At 74.2% G+C, this 14,235-nt stretch carries 13 protein-coding genes; 10 read left to right on the forward strand and 3 right to left on the reverse strand.

Annotation, left to right across the window (positions count from 1 at the left end; all coding sequences use genetic code 11):
* Positions 1-73: 73 nt before the first annotated feature.
* The 9 genes from AB0E96_RS27820 (at position 74) to AB0E96_RS27860 (ending at position 10,487) form a co-directional block, all read left to right on the forward strand.
* Entirely contained in the window at positions 74-1,966 is a 1,893-nt protein-coding gene (locus AB0E96_RS27820; RefSeq protein ID WP_359828287.1) for a hypothetical protein, read from the forward strand.
* Between the two features lie 132 nt (positions 1,967-2,098).
* Positions 2,099-2,524 (forward strand): hypothetical protein, encoded by a 426-nt coding sequence (locus AB0E96_RS27825; protein ID WP_359828289.1) that lies wholly within the window; start codon positions 2,099-2,101, stop codon positions 2,522-2,524.
* On the forward strand, positions 2,521-3,453 hold the full coding sequence (gene grpE / locus AB0E96_RS27830) for a nucleotide exchange factor GrpE (RefSeq protein ID WP_359828291.1): 933 nt from the start codon (positions 2,521-2,523) through the stop codon (positions 3,451-3,453). The genes AB0E96_RS27825 and grpE overlap by 4 nt, the downstream gene beginning before the upstream one ends.
* Before the next feature lie 31 nt (positions 3,454-3,484).
* Positions 3,485-6,070, forward strand: a complete 2,586-nt coding sequence (locus AB0E96_RS27835) for an Hsp70 family protein (protein WP_359828293.1) — start codon at positions 3,485-3,487, stop codon at positions 6,068-6,070.
* Positions 6,067-6,408, forward strand: a complete 342-nt coding sequence (locus AB0E96_RS27840; protein ID WP_359828295.1) for a hypothetical protein — start codon at positions 6,067-6,069, stop codon at positions 6,406-6,408. The genes AB0E96_RS27835 and AB0E96_RS27840 overlap by 4 nt, the downstream gene beginning before the upstream one ends.
* A gap of 99 nt (positions 6,409-6,507) precedes the next feature.
* Positions 6,508-6,747, forward strand: coding sequence for a chaplin (locus AB0E96_RS27845; protein WP_359828297.1), 240 nt, complete (start codon positions 6,508-6,510; stop codon positions 6,745-6,747).
* A 147-nt stretch (positions 6,748-6,894) separates the two neighbouring features.
* Positions 6,895-8,526: an AMP-binding protein gene (locus AB0E96_RS27850; protein ID WP_359828299.1), complete on the forward strand. Its 1,632-nt coding sequence runs from the start codon at positions 6,895-6,897 to the stop codon at positions 8,524-8,526.
* 116 nt (positions 8,527-8,642) lie between these two features.
* Complete coding sequence (locus AB0E96_RS27855) at positions 8,643-9,074, forward strand: SRPBCC family protein (protein WP_359828301.1); 432 nt, start codon at positions 8,643-8,645, stop codon at positions 9,072-9,074.
* Between the two features lie 144 nt (positions 9,075-9,218).
* Positions 9,219-10,487 carry an APC family permease gene (locus AB0E96_RS27860; RefSeq protein WP_359828303.1) on the forward strand — a complete coding sequence of 423 codons (1,269 nt, stop codon included), beginning with the start codon at positions 9,219-9,221 and terminating at the stop codon, positions 10,485-10,487.
* Positions 10,488-10,553: 66 nt separating this feature from the next.
* Here AB0E96_RS27860 and AB0E96_RS27865 read toward each other — a convergent pair whose 3' ends face one another.
* Complete coding sequence (locus tag AB0E96_RS27865; RefSeq protein ID WP_359828305.1) at positions 10,554-10,952, reverse strand: YccF domain-containing protein; 399 nt, start codon at positions 10,950-10,952, stop codon at positions 10,554-10,556.
* 243 nt (positions 10,953-11,195) lie between these two features.
* Between AB0E96_RS27865 and AB0E96_RS27870 the strand changes: the two genes are divergently transcribed.
* A complete protein-coding gene (locus tag AB0E96_RS27870) occupies positions 11,196-12,173 on the forward strand; it encodes a LuxR C-terminal-related transcriptional regulator (RefSeq protein WP_359828307.1) in 978 nt (325 codons plus the stop codon).
* A 73-nt stretch (positions 12,174-12,246) separates the two neighbouring features.
* On the opposite strand, the gene AB0E96_RS27875 is transcribed toward AB0E96_RS27870, so the two are convergent.
* Positions 12,247-13,206, reverse strand: a complete 960-nt coding sequence (locus AB0E96_RS27875) for an aldo/keto reductase (protein WP_359828309.1) — start codon at positions 13,204-13,206, stop codon at positions 12,247-12,249.
* The gene (locus AB0E96_RS27880; RefSeq protein ID WP_359828311.1) at positions 13,181-14,140 is read right to left on the reverse strand and encodes a lysylphosphatidylglycerol synthase domain-containing protein; all 960 of its coding nucleotides are present in this window, start codon (positions 14,138-14,140) and stop codon (positions 13,181-13,183) included. Before AB0E96_RS27880 ends, AB0E96_RS27875 begins: the two co-directional genes overlap by 26 nt.
* Between the last annotated feature and the right edge of the window lie 95 nt (positions 14,141-14,235).

Below are 14,235 nucleotides of genomic sequence, written 5' to 3' on the forward strand. Positions count from 1 at the left end.
TCACAACTCCTACGGTCCGTGCTGGTGATGACACGCACTTGTGTGACCAGCAGGCCGGCCCGGCCCGGCCGCCGTGGACCTGCGCCAGGCCCTGCGGCTCGCACCCGAGCACGAGCGGGCGGCGGACGCACTCGTCCTGCTCGCCGAGCACGAGGCGCACCAGGCCGTCCTCGACGGCCGCCACCGGGAGGCCTGGGAGGCCTACCGCGAGGTGCTGCGCAGGGACCCGGCCCACCCCCGGCTGCTCCACGCGCTCGGCCTGGCCGGCTACCGGCTGGCCGCCGGCCACGGCACGACCGACGCCCCCGCCGCGACCGGTGCCCCCGCCGCGACCGGTGCCCCCGGCGCCGACGAGGAGGTCTGGGCCTGGACGCTCGGCTGCCTGGTCGCGGCCCTGCACCAACCCGAGCTGTGGGCCGAGTCCGCCCGGACCACCGGCCGCACCGCCGAACCCCAGCGGGCCGCCGCAGCCCGCACCGCCCTGCTCGACCGCCTCCGCGACGACCTGCGCGCCCTGGACCGGGCCGCCGGGCGCAGCGGCGACGAGGTCACCGCCTGGACGCTGCGCCTCGGCATGGAGGCGCACTGCGCGGACGCGTTCGCCCAGGAGGACGTCCGGATCACGTTGCCCGGCCGCCCGGCCCGCCGTCTCGCGCTCGGTCCAGCCCTGGACCGGCTGCTCCGGGAGGAGCCCGAACTCGCGGGCTGGGAGGAGGCGTTCGAGCAGGCCGTCCGGCCCTGGCGGCAGCGGCTCGCGGGCCCCGACGCGCCCGCGCCGACCCGGGCCCTCGGCCTGTTCGGCGACTTCGGTCCGCAGCGCTACCTCCAGCTCCAGGGACGGCAGGCCGCCGCCGTCGCCGCCCTGGACGCGGTGCCGGAGCAGCGGCGCGGCGAGGACTGGCAGGCGCTGCTCGGGGAGTCCCTGGTCAGCCAGGCCCGCGAGCACCACCGCAACCAGGACTGGCGGGAGGCGCTGGACAGCCTCACCCGCGCCCGGGCCGTCCCCGGCGCCAGGCTGCCCGCCGACGCCGCCGCGATCGCCGCCGAGTCCGGCCTCCGGGCCGCCCGCGCACTGCTCAAGAACAGCCTGGACGACCAGGAAGGGGCTGCCGAACTCCTGGAGCGGGCCCTGGCGTTGGCCCCCGATGACCCGGAGGTGCGGGGCGACCTCGGCGCCACCTACGCCCAGTGGGCGCGCAAGATCAACAACGAGGACCAGGACTACCCCCGCGCGCTCGCCCTGCTGGAGAAGAGCCTGGAGCTCGCCCCCGGCGACCCGACCGCCCGGCACTTCCTGGAGGCCGCCCTCGGCAACCGGGCCGGCCAGCTCAGCCGCCCCGACGCCACCGACGCGGAACTGGAGGAGGCCGCCGAGGCCTGGCGGGCGCTGATCGAGCTCAACCCCGACCCGGACCACCGGATCGGCCTCGCCTTCGTCCTGCGCCACCTCGCCCGCTCGGCCGCCTTCGCCGACGACCGCCGCCGGGCCGTCGAGCGGATGGCCGAGGCCCTGCACGCCGACCCGGAGTGGGAGGGCGCGGTCGAGCAGGAGGCCCCGCGCCGGGTCTCGGTGATGCTCGCCAACCATGTGGTGGACGCCATGCAGGACCAGCCGTTCACCGACCAGGCCGCGATGCTCCAGAAGGCCAGGTCCTACGACGACTCGACCGACATCCGCCGGCTGATGGTCAGCGTCTGGCGGGGGAAGGCCATCAGCCACTACGAGGGCCGCCGCTACCGCGCGGCGATCCGGCTGCTGGAGGAGGCCCTGGAGCTGTCCGGGACGGCGGAGGACACCGACAAGCTGCGCCGCGAACTCGGCATCGTCTACGGCTCGTTCGCCGTCCAGCAGGCCAACGCCCGCAAGCTCCGGGAGGCCCGGGACCTCGCCCGCGCGGCCGTCGAGTACAGCCCGGACGACGTCGAGCTGCATGCCATGCAGCTGCGGATCAACTCGCTCTACTGACGGCAACCGCGCAGCAGTTGGCGTCGTCCTGGAGTGTACGCCGGAGCCCCGCCGCCGCCCGGGGCGCCACCCGTCGCCGCGTGTGGCCGCCCGGGCCGCAGACCACCACCGTGAGGAGAGGGACCGCCCGCCATGCCACTGCACGAACCGTCGCCGTACGAGGTCCTGGGCATCCCGCTCACGGCCGGCGTGCGCGAGATCAACCTCGCCGTCGGACCGGCGATGCGGGCCGGCCGGTACAGCCGTCAGCAGATCCAGGAGGCCGCCGCGCTGCTGCGCAACCCGGACCGGCGCCTGGAGGCGGACCTCCAGCAGCCCCTCCCGCCGGAGCCGGTCGACCAGGCCGCCGGACTGCTCGCCGCCGCGCTCGCCGAACCGCTGCTGGTGATCGAGCGCCCGCCGCTGCCGCCCGCCGCCGCCCTGCCCGCCCTCCACCGGGTCGAACTGGCCGCCGACTTCGCCGAGCCGCCCCCCGGCGGCGCCGACCCCGAACCGCCCGTCCCCGCCCGCTACGCGGCGGACCTGTCCGTGCTGCCGCAGATCGAGGTACCCGAATGACCGACGCACCCGCCGGAACGCCCACCCACGTGCCCACCGGAACGCCGGACACGCCCGCCGCGGTCCTGCCCGACGGCCACCGGCCGCTGGAGATCCCGCCCGGAGTCGAGGACGTCGACCTGGAGCAGTCGTTCGGCCGGCTGCTGTTCCGGGCGTCCCTGCTGGGCAGCAAGCTGACGGAGCAGAAGCAGGCCGCCCGGGCCGAGCAGCGCGAACTGCTGGGCATCCTGGTCGAGGTGGACGACGCGCTCGCCGCCCTCGGCCTGGACCGCGAGCTGGTGGCACTGGGACGCGGCGCCGGCCTGGAAGCCACCCGGCGACGGCTGCTCGGGCGGCTCGCCAAGGCCGGGGTCCGGCCGATGCGGCTGGAGGGCATGACCGCCGACCCGGACCTGACCGAGATCGTGGGCACCGAGGCCCGCTCCGGGGTGGCGCCGGAGACCGTGGTGCGGACGGTGGTGACCGGGTTCTTCTGGGGGGACGAGGTGCTGCGCCGGGCCCAGGTGGTGGTTGCCGCGCCGGAGCCGGACCCGGAGCCGGAACCGGGCCCCGAGGACGGGCCGACGGCGGAGTCGGCGGAGGGCCCGGCGGAGCCGGACGTCCCGCTCCCGGAGCCGCCCGCGCCCGCCGGGACCCCCGGAGCCTCCGAGGCCGCCGAGGCCGCCGAGGCCGAGGCTGCCGAGGCCGGGCCGTCGGAGTCGTCGGAGCCGTCGGAGTCGCCGGGGACTCCGGAGTCGCCCGAGGCCACCCTGTCCACGAACGCCGACGCCGTCACCGCTGCCGTCACCGCCGCCGTCACCGCGCCGCTCACCCGCGTCCAGCCCAAGGCGGCCCCGCCCCGGGCCCGCCGCCGGGCCAAGGCCGTGGCCAAGCAGGCGGGCGAGGCCAAGCAGGCGGGCGAGGCCAAGCAGGCCAAGCGCAAGAAGTAGCCAGGACCACGAGGGGCAAGAGGGGAACGACATGTACCGCACACTCGGCATCGACCTGGGCACCACCAACTCCGTGGTCGCCCACCTGCGCCGGGGCGAGCCGGAGATCATCTTCAACCGGCAGAACCAGGAGGCCACGCCCTCCGTGGTCGGCAGCGGCCGCAAGGGCGAGCTGCTGGTGGGGTCCACCGCCCGCAGCCGGATCGCCGTCGACGGCGCCAACGTGATCCGCTCGGTCAAGCGCTTCATGGGCCGCAAGTTCAAGGACCCGCAGGTCCAGGCGGCCCTGAAGGAGGTGGACTACAAGGTCACCGCGGGCACCGACGGCGACGTCAACGTCTGGTTCAACGGCCGCTCGTACACCCCGATCGAGGTCTCCGCGATCATCCTGCACCGCCTGAAGGAGGACGCCGAGCAGCGCCTCGGCGAGCCCTTCCACCGGGCCGTCATCACCGTGCCCGCGTACTTCGGAGAGCGGCAGGTCGCCGCGACCCAGGAGGCGGGCCGGATGGCCGGCCTGCACGTGCTGCGGATCATCAACGAGCCGACCGCCGCCGCGCTCGCCTACGGCATCACCTCCGAGGCGGGCGACGAGGGGAGGACGGTCCTGGTCTACGACCTGGGCGGCGGCACCTTCGACATCTCGATCCTGCTGCTGGTGCCCGGTTCGGTCTCGGTGCTCGGCATCGAGGGCGACAACCTGCTCGGCGGTGACGACTTCGACCGCGGGATCACCAGCGCGCTGCTGGAGGACATCCGCGAGGAGTACGGCGCGGAGTACCAGCCCGACCTGCGCGACCGTCCGAAGATCGCCGCCACCGCCGAGACCATCAAGATCGAGCTCTCCAACCAGGAGTCCTCCGAGGTCATCCTGCCGGGCCTGGGCGCCGGACAGCTGGTGCTGGAGACGGAGTTCGAGCGCTCCCGCTTCGAGGAGCTGATCGAGGCCCGGATCGAGCGCACCATCGAGCTGACCCACAAGGCGATCATGCAGGCCAACCTGACCGTCGGGGACATCGACGAGGTGGTGCTGGTCGGCGGCTCGACCGCGATCCCGCTGGTCGCCCGCCGGTTGGGCGAGGTCTTCGGCCCGCGCCGGATCCGGCGCGGCGTCAACCCGATGCAGTGCGTGGCGCTCGGCGCGGCCGTGCAGTCCGCGCTGGTCGGTGAGGTCGAGTGCCCCGAGTGCCGGGCCCCCGGCGACCTGTCGGCCTCCAACTGCGCCAACTGTGCCACCACCCTGCTCGGCGGGGACCGGGTCTCCTGCCCGGCCTGCCACATCCCGGTCGACGCCGACGCCTCTTCCTGCCCCAAGTGCGAGCAGGCGCTGGACGGTTCGGGTGCCGCCGGGGCCTCCGTGACAGGCACGGCGGGCCCGGCGCGGACCGGGGCCACCACCGTGGTGCAGGGCGGCAACTGCCCGCGCTGCGGCACCCCGGCCGCCCCGGGCGTCACCGCCTGCGAGCTGTGCGGGGAGCCGCTCGACTCGGCCGCCCCCGGTCGGACCAGGGTGGCCGGCACCGCCGCCGAGGACATCGGCCTGCGCTGTTCCTCCTGCGGGGTGGTCAACCCGCCCGGCTGCGAGGTCTGCCCGGGCTGCGGTGAACTGGCGCAGGTCACCAACCCGTTCGACATCACCCCGAAGAACCTCGGCATCGAGCTCAACGACGGGCGCCTCGCCGTCATCATCCCCAAGAACACCAGCTACCCGACGGGTTCGCCGGTCAGCCGGGAGTTCGTGGTCTCCGGCAGCGGCCGGCAGCGGCTGGAGGTCGCGGTCTACGAGGGCGAGCACGAGATCGCCCAGCAGAACGAGCTGATCGGCCACCTCACCCTGCGGCTGCCCGAGGGCCTGGGCGGCCGTACCCCGGTGGAGGTCTCGTTCGGCCTCGACCGGGACCGCACCATCACCCTGTCGGTGCGGATCCAGGGCGGCGCCGAGAAGACCGTCAAGCTGGAGCGGGTCACCCTCGATCCCGAGCTGAAGGTGCAGGTCGAGGAGCAGCAGCGGCAGATCGAGTCCTTCACCGACCGCTGGGGCGGTGAGCTGACCGAGGCCGAGCGGCGCGAGGCACAGCGGCTGATGGACACCCTGGACGACCTGGCGGCCGGGCAGACCCGCGGCCAGTCGGTGGACGCGGCGCTGGAGCGGGCCCAGCAGCAGCTCAAGGCCCAGCGCTGGGTGCGCGGCTCCGAGGCGTACCTGAGCCTGTTCATCCACTACTGCGAGAAGCACCTCGACCCGAGCGACCTGGACCGACTGCGGTCGGTGGCCGCCGAGCTGCGGCTGCGCCGGGAGGCCGCGGACTGGGAGGGCGCGGTGCGCGCGGCCCAGAAGGCGGACGAGCTGTGCGACGCGCTCGGGCACACCATGCGGATGCTGACGATGTGCAACGTCTACGTGACTCAGAACATGGTCTCGCCCGCCCTCGCCCAGTTGATCATGGCCGAGCTGCGCGGGCTGGACGAGGCGGTGGAGGCGCCCAACATGGCGGAGGTCAACACCCACATGTCGAACCTGCTGGCCCTGTACGCGCAGGCGCAGCGGGAGCTGGGCAGCGAGCCGGCCCAGGAGTCGCTCGGCCCGGTGCGGCCGGAGGAGGCGGGGCCGCGATGAGTGCTGTGAGCGTCGTGGGCGCGGCGAGCGCGCCGGAGGTGACCTGCCCGCTGTGCCGGGTGCCGGCGGACCGGGAGACCCTGCGCTGCCCCGCCTGCCGGGAGGACCTGTCCGTGCTGTTCCGGCTGCGTTACGCCGGTCGGATCGACTACAACCGGGCGCTGGACGCCCTGGCGGCCGGGCGGGGGCCGCTCGCGCTGGGGCTGCTGCACCGCGCGGTGGCGGCCGAGCCGGGGCTGTCCCCGGCCCGGGAGCTGCTGGAATCACTGAGCGTCGCCGGTCCCGGGCCGGCGTCGCCGGCGGGGCCGGGGGAGGGGCGGGAGGCCGACGCGCCCTAGGACGGGTCAATCCGGCGTGCGGGAGGACGGATCGCTTGTGATCGTGGGCGAGGTGTGATCGTCACACTTTGACCCGCTCTGCTCACAAGGAGTGAAGCAATGCGCATGCGTACCGCCTTCGCCGCCACGGCCCTCGCCGCGGTGACGGTCCTCGCCGGTGCCGGGACCGCCTCCGCCGGCGACGCCACCGCCAACGGTGCCGCCATCGGCTCGCCCGGCGTCCTCTCCGGCAACCTGATCCAGGTCCCGGTCAACCTCGAGGCCAACATCTGCGGCAACTCGATCGACATCATCGGGCTCCTCAACCCGGCCTTCGGCAACATCTGCATCAACGAGTAGCACTGCCCCCGCGGGCCCGGGGCCGTCCGTCGAACCCGACGGGCGGCCCCGGCGCCGTGTCCGTACCCCCGTTCGGGGGTGGCGGCGCGCGTCGGGGGCCGCGAGCATGGTGCCTGTCCCGCACCGCCGTCCCCCAGGAGCCTGCCCGTGCCGACCACGCCGACCCCGCGCAGCTACGCCTCCGGCACCTCGGACGTCCCGCTGCTCGGCGACACCATCGGGGAGAACCTCGACCGCGCGGTGCGCGCCTTCCCCGAACGCGACGCCCTGGTCGACCGGGCCACCGCCCGCCGCTGGACGTACGCCGAACTCGCCGCCGACGTCGACGCCCTGGCGCTCGGCCTGCTGGAACTCGGGATCGCCAAGGGCGACCGGGTGGGCATCTGGGCCCCCAACTGCGCCGAGTGGACCCTCACCCAGTACGCCACCGCCAAGCTCGGCGCGATCCTGGTCACCGTCAACCCGGCCTACCGCGCCCACGAGTTGGAGTTCGTGCTGAACCAGGCCGGGATCCGGCTGCTGGTCGCCGCCGAACGCTTCAAGACCTCCGACTACGCCGGGATGATCGAGGAAGTCCGGCCGCGGTGCCCGGAGCTGGAGCGCGTCCTGCTGATCGGCAGCCCCGCCTGGGACGCCGTCACCGCTGCCGGGCGGAAGGCCGACGCCTCCCGACTCGCCGAGCGCCAGGCCGAGTTGGCCCCCGACGACCCGATCAACATCCAGTACACCTCCGGGACGACCGGCTTCCCCAAGGGCGCGACCCTCTCGCACCACAACATCCTCAACAACGGCTACTTCGTCGGCGAGCTGCTCGACTACACCGAGCAGGACCGGATCTGCGTCCCGGTGCCCTTCTACCACTGCTTCGGGATGGTGATGGGCAACCTGGCCGCCACCTCGCACGGCGCCTGCACGGTCATCCCCGCCCCGGCGTTCGAACCCGGCGCCACCCTGGCCGCCGTCGACGCCGAGCGCTGCACCTCGCTGTACGGCGTGCCGACCATGTTCATCGCCGAACTGGCCGACCCGGACTTCGGCCGCTACGACCTCTCCAGCCTGCGCACCGGCATCATGGCCGGCTCGCCCTGCCCGAGCGAGGTGATGAAGGAGGTCATCGAGCGGATGGGCATGACCGAGGTCTCCATCTGCTACGGCATGACCGAGACCTCGCCGGTCTCCCTCCAGACCCGGGTCGACGACCCGGTCGAGCGCAGGGTCGCCACGGTGGGGAGGGTCGGCCCGCACCTGGAGGTCAAGGTGGTCGACCCGGCCACCGGCCGCACCGTCCCGCGCGGCGAGCCCGGCGAGCTGTGCACCCGCGGCTACTCCGTCATGCTCGGCTACTGGGGCGAGCCGGAGCGCACCGCCGAGGCCGTCGACGCCGCCCGCTGGATGCACACCGGGGACCTCGCGGTGATGGACGAGGAGGGCTACCTCGCCATCACCGGCCGGATCAAGGACATGGTGATCCGCGGCGGCGAGAACCTCTACCCGCGCGAGATCGAGGAGTTCCTCCACGCCCACCCGGACGTCCTCGACGTCCAGGTCATCGGCGTCCCCGACGACAAGTACGGCGAGGAGCTGATGGCCTGGATCCGGATGCGGGAGGGCGCCGAGCCGCTCACCGCCGAGGCCGTCCGCCGGTACTGCGCCGGCCGGCTCGCCCACTTCAAGATCCCGCGCTACGTGCACGTGGTCGACGAGTTCCCGATGACGGTCACCGGGAAGATCCGCAAGGTCGAGATGCGGGAGCGGGCCCAGCGGATCCTCGGGCTGTAGCCGGCCCCTCCGTCCGCCCCCGCCCCTCCGCCCGCCCCCGCCCCTCCGTCCGCCCCGCCCCTCCGCCCGGGCGAGTCCGGGGAGCGTGGCGGCCCGCCCGGCGGGAGAGTGTGATCATGCCCCTCGACGTCACAGTGGAACGCCTGATCCCCCTCCCGCCCGCCGCGGTCGCCACCTACGCGATGGACTGGCGCCACGACTCCGAGTGGGCCCGGGGCATCCGCACCGCCACCCTCACCCGGGAGGCCGACACGGGCGGCTTCGGCGTGGGCGCCGAGGTCACCCGGACCGCCCGCTTCCTGGGCAGGTCCTTCTCGTACGTGCTGCGCGTGGTGCGCCACGACCCGCCGACGGTGCTCGACATGGTCTCCGTCGCCGGGCCGATGCCGATGCGCGTCACCTACACCTTCGAGCCCACCCAGAGCGGCACCTTCGCCCGCATCCGGGTCCGCGGCGGCCTCCGCCTGGCCGGCCCGCTGATGTCCCGCCCGGTGCGCGGCGCGGTCACCGCCGACCTGCGGGCCCTGGCGGAGCGGCTCGGCCGCTGACCCGGCTGCCGCCCCCGTCCCGGGCCCGTCCCCGTCCCCGTCCCCGTCCGCGGCCACGGCCCGCGCGCCCGGGCCCGCACCCGCCGTTTCCCCGGCTCCGGTAGGGTGCGCCGACACCGCAGCCGACCGGGAGGGGTACAGCGGATGGGGACGTCGCCGACGGCGACCGGGGCGGGGGAGCTGCGGCGCCGGCTCGGAGTGTTCGACGCCGTGGTGATCGGGCTGGGCTCGATGATCGGCGCGGGCGTCTTCGCCGCGCTCGCGCCCGCCGCCGCGGCCGCGGGCTCCGGGCTGCTGGTCGGACTGGCCCTGGCCGGCGCGGTGGCGTACTGCAACGCGACCTCCTCGGCCCGGCTGGCCGCCCGCTACCCGCGGTCCGGCGGCACCTACGTCTACGGCCGGGAGCGGCTCGGCGACTTCTGGGGGTACCTGGCCGGCTGGGGCTTCGTCGTCGGCAAGACCGCCTCCTGCGCCGCGATGGCCCTCACCGTCGGCTCCTACGTCTGGCCCGCCCAGGCCCACGCCGTCGCGGTCGCCGCCGTCGTCGCGCTGACCGCCGTCGACTGCGTCGGCGTGCAGAAGGCGGCCTGGCTGACCCGGGCGATCGTGGCCGTCGTCCTGGCGGTGCTGGCCGCCGTGGTCACCGCCTGCCTGACCGGCGGCGCGGCCGACGCCGGGCACTGGGCGATCGGCGCGGACGCCGGTTTCCACGGTGTGCTCCAGGCCGCCGGCCTGCTGTTCTTCGCCTTCGCCGGGTACGCCCGGATCGCCACCCTCGGCGAGGAGGTCCGCGACCCGCGGCGCACCATCCCGAGGGCGATCCCGATCGCCCTCGGGATCACCCTCGTCGTGTACGCCGCCGTCGCCCTCGCCGTCCTGGCCGTCCTCGGCCCCGACCGCCTCGCCCACAGCGCCGCGCCGCTGGCCGACGCCGTCCGGGCCGCCGGGGTGCCCGCCCTCGCCCCGGTGGTGCGCATCGGTGCGGCGGTCGCCGCGCTCGGCTCGCTGCTCGCCCTGATCCTCGGCGTCTCCCGCACCACCCTGGCGATGGCCCGCGACCGCCACCTCCCGCACCCGCTGGCCGCCGTCCACCCGCGCTTCGGCGTCCCGCACCGCGCCGAACTGGCCGTCGGCGCCGTCGTCGCCCTCGCCGCGGCCCTCACCGACGTCCGCGGCGCGATCGGCTTCTCCTCCTTCGGCGTCCTCGCCTACTACGCCGTCGCCAACGCCTCCGCCTGGACCCTCACCCCGGCCGAGGGCCGCCCCCCGCGCGCCGTCCCGGTGCTCGGCGCGGCCGGCTGCCTCGCCCTCGCCTTCGCCCTGCCCGCGGCCTCCGTCCTGTGGGGCGCCGCCGTCCTCGCCCTCGGCGCCGCCGCCTACGGCCTGCGCCGGGCCCGCGCCGGCCGGGCCTGAGCCCGGGAACGCCGACGGCCGGCGAGGGCTGCTGCCTCTCGCCGGCCGTCGGGGTCCGCGCGGTGGTTACCGGCCCCACTCCTGGTCGGTCGGGACGATCTCCCGGCCGAGCGGCATCAGCGAGACCGGGATCATCTTCAGGTTGGCCCACCCGAAGGGGATGCCGATGATCGACAGGAACAGCGGGATGCTGGTGATCAGGTGCCCGAGCGCCAGCCACCACCCGGCGAACACCAGCCAGATGACGTTCCCCACGCACGACGCCGCCCCGGCGTCCGGCCGTTCCACCGTCGTGCGCCCGAACGGCCACAGGATGAACCCGGCGATCCGGAAGGACGCGATCCCGAACGGGATCGTGACGATCAGGACGCAGCAGATGATTCCGGCGAGCACGTAGGCAAAGGCCATCCAAATGCCGCAGAAAATCAACCAGATGACATTCAGGACGAACTTTATTGCCTTCATGGGCGGTACCTTCTCATGACTCGTGGCCTTGCCTCTACGACCTGGCCATTCCCGTGGTCGTACGTGTCCACGCCCCCTAGGGGTCGTTTTTCGGGGCTCCGTCCGGGTCGCCGCCGCCGGCCTGGGCGGGTGGTCCCGGGGGCGGGCGGGACGGCGGCCATCCTACAAAAATTGGTCTGGACCTGATCGGCCCGCTGGCTTAGCCTCCGAGGAGAAACGGGCGGGACACGCGGGGGAAGCGCTGTGCTGGAAGTTCTGGGCATCGAACCGTCGGCCGAGGCCGTGTACCGGCTGCTCGTCGAGGAGCCGGGGTTCCGGGTCGTCGACATGGCCGAGCGTCTGGGGTGGAGCGAGGAGCGGGTGCGTTCCGCGCTGAACCGGCTGGCCGAGCTCGACCTGGTGGACCTGGAGGACGGCTGCCTGGACGCGGTGCCGTTCAACCCGGACATCGGCTTCGGGTTCCTGCTCTCGCGGGCCACCGCGGATCTGAGCAGGCGTCAGCGGCAGATCGAGTCCGCCGGGCAGGCGGTGACGGCGCTGAGCGCCCGCTTCAACGCCAACCGGGCCCCGCGGCACGAGATCATCCAGCGGCTGGAGGGGCTGGACGCGGTCCGCAAGCGGCTGGAGGACCTGGCCTCCACCGCCGAGCACGAGTGCCTCTCCCTGCTGCCCGGTGGCGCCCAGCTGCCGGACACCATGGACGCCAGCGAACCGCTGGACCGGCAGGCGCTGGAGCGCGGGGTGCGGATCAGGAGCATCTACCAGGAGAGCTTCCGCAACGACCCGCCGACCCTGGAGTACGTCCGCTGGTTCACCGGGCTCGGCGGCGAGGCCCGTACGGTGCCGTTCCTCCCGATGCTGCTGGTGGTGGTGGACCGGGAGACGGCGCTGGTGCCGATCGACCCGCAGGACGGCCGTACCGGCGCGCTGGAGGTCCGGACCCCGGGGGTGGTGAGGGCGCTGGTGCTGCTGTTCGAGCAGTTCTGGGCGGCCGGCACCCCGTTCGGCCAGGACCCGCGCCGCAACGAGCACGATCTGACGCCCCAGGAAAGGGAGTTGCTGCTCCTGCTCGGCATCGGCTGCACCGACGAGGTGGCCGCCCGGCGGCTCGGGGTGTCGCTGCGCACGGTGCGCCGGATGAGCTCCCAGCTGATGGGCCGGCTGGGCGCGCGCAGCCGCTTCGAGGCGGGGGTGCGCGCGGCGAAGGAGGGCTGGATCTGATCCGATCCGGCGGGCGGGGGCCTGTCCCGCACGACAGGCCCCGGCGGTCGGACGGAGGGCGGGTCGGCCTCGCTCAGGCCGCGGTGTCCAGTCGCCGGCGCTGCTCCTCGTCGAGGACGAGGTCCAATGCGCCCAGGCTCTCCTCCAGTTGGGCGGCGGAGCTGGCTCCGATGACCGGGACGGTCGGGACGGGGTGGCCGATCAGCCAGGCCAGGACGACCTGGTTGACGGTGGCGCCGGTCTCCTCGGCCACCTCCGCCAGCGCGGCCAGCCGGGCCTTCGTCTCCGGCCCCTCGTACTGCTCGCGCAGCGGGCGGTCGGGGCGGCAGTACGCGCCGCCGAGCAGCGGGGAGTAGGCGACCAGCGTCATCGACGGCCGCGGGGCGAGGTAGGAGAGCAGGGCCTCGTCGGCGTGCTTCTGGATGCCGAAGTCCGCGTCGGGACGCGGCCGCAGGTAGCTGTGGCGCTGCTGGACGCACCGGTAGCCGGGCCAACTCCGCTCGGCCGCCAGGTCGTTGGCGGCGGCCAGCTGGCCGGCGTCGTGGTTGCTGCACCCGAGGGCGGTGACCTTGCCCTCGGCGACCAGCCCGGCGAAGGCGCCCATGGTCTCCTCGACCGGCGTGGCCGGATCGGCCACGTGCGCGTAGTACAGGTCCAGCCGGTCGGTGCCGAGCCGGCGCAGGCTGCCCTCGGCCGCGGCGCGCACCGCGGGGGCGGACAGGCCCTCGATGTGCTCGGGGAAGGGCAGTCCGGGCACCGGGCGGGCGCCGAGCTTGGTGGCGAGCACCAGGCCGTCGCGGTTGCCGCGGCGGGCCGTCCAGCGGCCGAGCAGTTCCTCGCTCTCGTGGCCGTTCGCGCCGTCCGCCCAGAATGCGTAGTTGTTCGAGGTGTCGATGAACGTCCCGCCGGCTTCGGTGAAGCGGTCGAGGATCGCCGTCGCGGTCTCCTCGTCGACGGTGGTGCCGAAGGTCATCGCGCCGAGGCAGAGCGCGCTGACGGACTGACCGTCAACTCCGAGGCTGCGGTACCGCATCAGTCTTCCCTCCAGGGGGGTTGTCGGTGGTGTCGCCGGCCGCGGCCGGGGGCGTGCCCCGTCGTGACCTGGTCACCAGAATCATTACCCCGGCGGTGCCCAGTTCGGCCACCGTGCAGACCAGCCGGGAGACGATCGCGGCGGCGCCGGCCGTGGAGACCGGCACGACCGTCGAGAGCGACAGCACCAGGACCATCTCCCGGGCGCCCAGGCCGTCCGGGAGGACGATGGTCAGCGTCCCGGCGACGGTGGCCAGCGCGAAGCCCCCGACGCAGGCGGACAGCGAGCGGGCGGGCGGCCCGTCCAGGGCGACCACGACCAGCCACAGGTGCAGCCCGGCGGAGAACCAGGACAGCAGCGCCAGGGCGAGCGAGACCCGCACCGCGCGGGGCGAGTTGCGCCCGGTCGGCGGCGGCCGGCGGAACAGCCGGGCGCCGCGCTCCACCGACGCGCCGATCAGGCCGGGGCGGACCACGAAGCAGAGCAGGACCAGCACCGGCAGGGCCAGCCACCAGGTGTTCCCGCCGAGCACGGCGGGCGCGATGCCGAGCGCGGCGAGGCAGGCGGTCAGCATGGTGATACCCAGGCTGACCACGTACGTGGTGACCATCCGCCCGGCCGTGGCCCCGTACTCGGCGCCGAGCTGGATGTGCGCGAGCAGCCCGAACACCGGGGTCGGAAGGAACTTGCCGAGCAGCCCGCAGAAGAAGATCCGGGCGCTGCCGAACAGCCCGACGGGCGGCCCGAGGTCGTCCAGGACGGCTCGCCAGGACAGCAGCCCGAGCAGCAGCCCGCCGATGTTCGTCAGCACGGACACCACCAGCAGGGCCAGGAACCGGCCGTCCGCCATCCTGGTCACCAGGCTCCAGGCGTCGTTGCGGGCCACCGCGACCAGTCCCGCGAGGCCGGCCAGCAGGAGGACGGCGGTCAGCATCTTCGAAGTATCGATTCGGCCACGCCCGGAAGCATCCGATTCGACGAGCGGTTCTCGTCACATCGACAGGATGGCCATCGTCACTCTGACGCTAA

Origin of the sequence: Kitasatospora sp. NPDC036755, from assembly GCF_040636595.1 — a bacterium.
GTDB lineage: Bacteria > Actinomycetota > Actinomycetes > Streptomycetales > Streptomycetaceae > Kitasatospora.

Excerpts from the sequence above, each read along its gene's own strand:
- AB0E96_RS27840 (WP_359828295.1), top strand. The coding sequence starts at position 6,067 with ATGAGTGCTGTGAGCGTCGTGGGCGCGGCGAGCGCGCCGGAGGTGACC.
- AB0E96_RS27855 (WP_359828301.1), top strand. The coding sequence starts at position 8,643 with ATGCCCCTCGACGTCACAGTGGAACGCCTGATCCCCCTCCCGCCCGCC.
- grpE (WP_359828291.1), top strand. The coding sequence starts at position 2,521 with ATGACCGACGCACCCGCCGGAACGCCCACCCACGTGCCCACCGGAACG.
- AB0E96_RS27880 (WP_359828311.1), bottom strand. The coding sequence starts at position 14,140 with ATGCTGACCGCCGTCCTCCTGCTGGCCGGCCTCGCGGGACTGGTCGCG.
- AB0E96_RS27860 (WP_359828303.1), top strand. The coding sequence starts at position 9,219 with ATGGGGACGTCGCCGACGGCGACCGGGGCGGGGGAGCTGCGGCGCCGG.
- AB0E96_RS27825 (WP_359828289.1), top strand. The coding sequence starts at position 2,099 with ATGCCACTGCACGAACCGTCGCCGTACGAGGTCCTGGGCATCCCGCTC.
- AB0E96_RS27875 (WP_359828309.1), bottom strand. The coding sequence starts at position 13,206 with ATGCGGTACCGCAGCCTCGGAGTTGACGGTCAGTCCGTCAGCGCGCTC.
- AB0E96_RS27845 (WP_359828297.1), top strand. The coding sequence starts at position 6,508 with ATGCGCATGCGTACCGCCTTCGCCGCCACGGCCCTCGCCGCGGTGACG.
- AB0E96_RS27865 (WP_359828305.1), bottom strand. The coding sequence starts at position 10,952 with ATGAAGGCAATAAAGTTCGTCCTGAATGTCATCTGGTTGATTTTCTGC.
- AB0E96_RS27835 (WP_359828293.1), top strand. The coding sequence starts at position 3,485 with ATGTACCGCACACTCGGCATCGACCTGGGCACCACCAACTCCGTGGTC.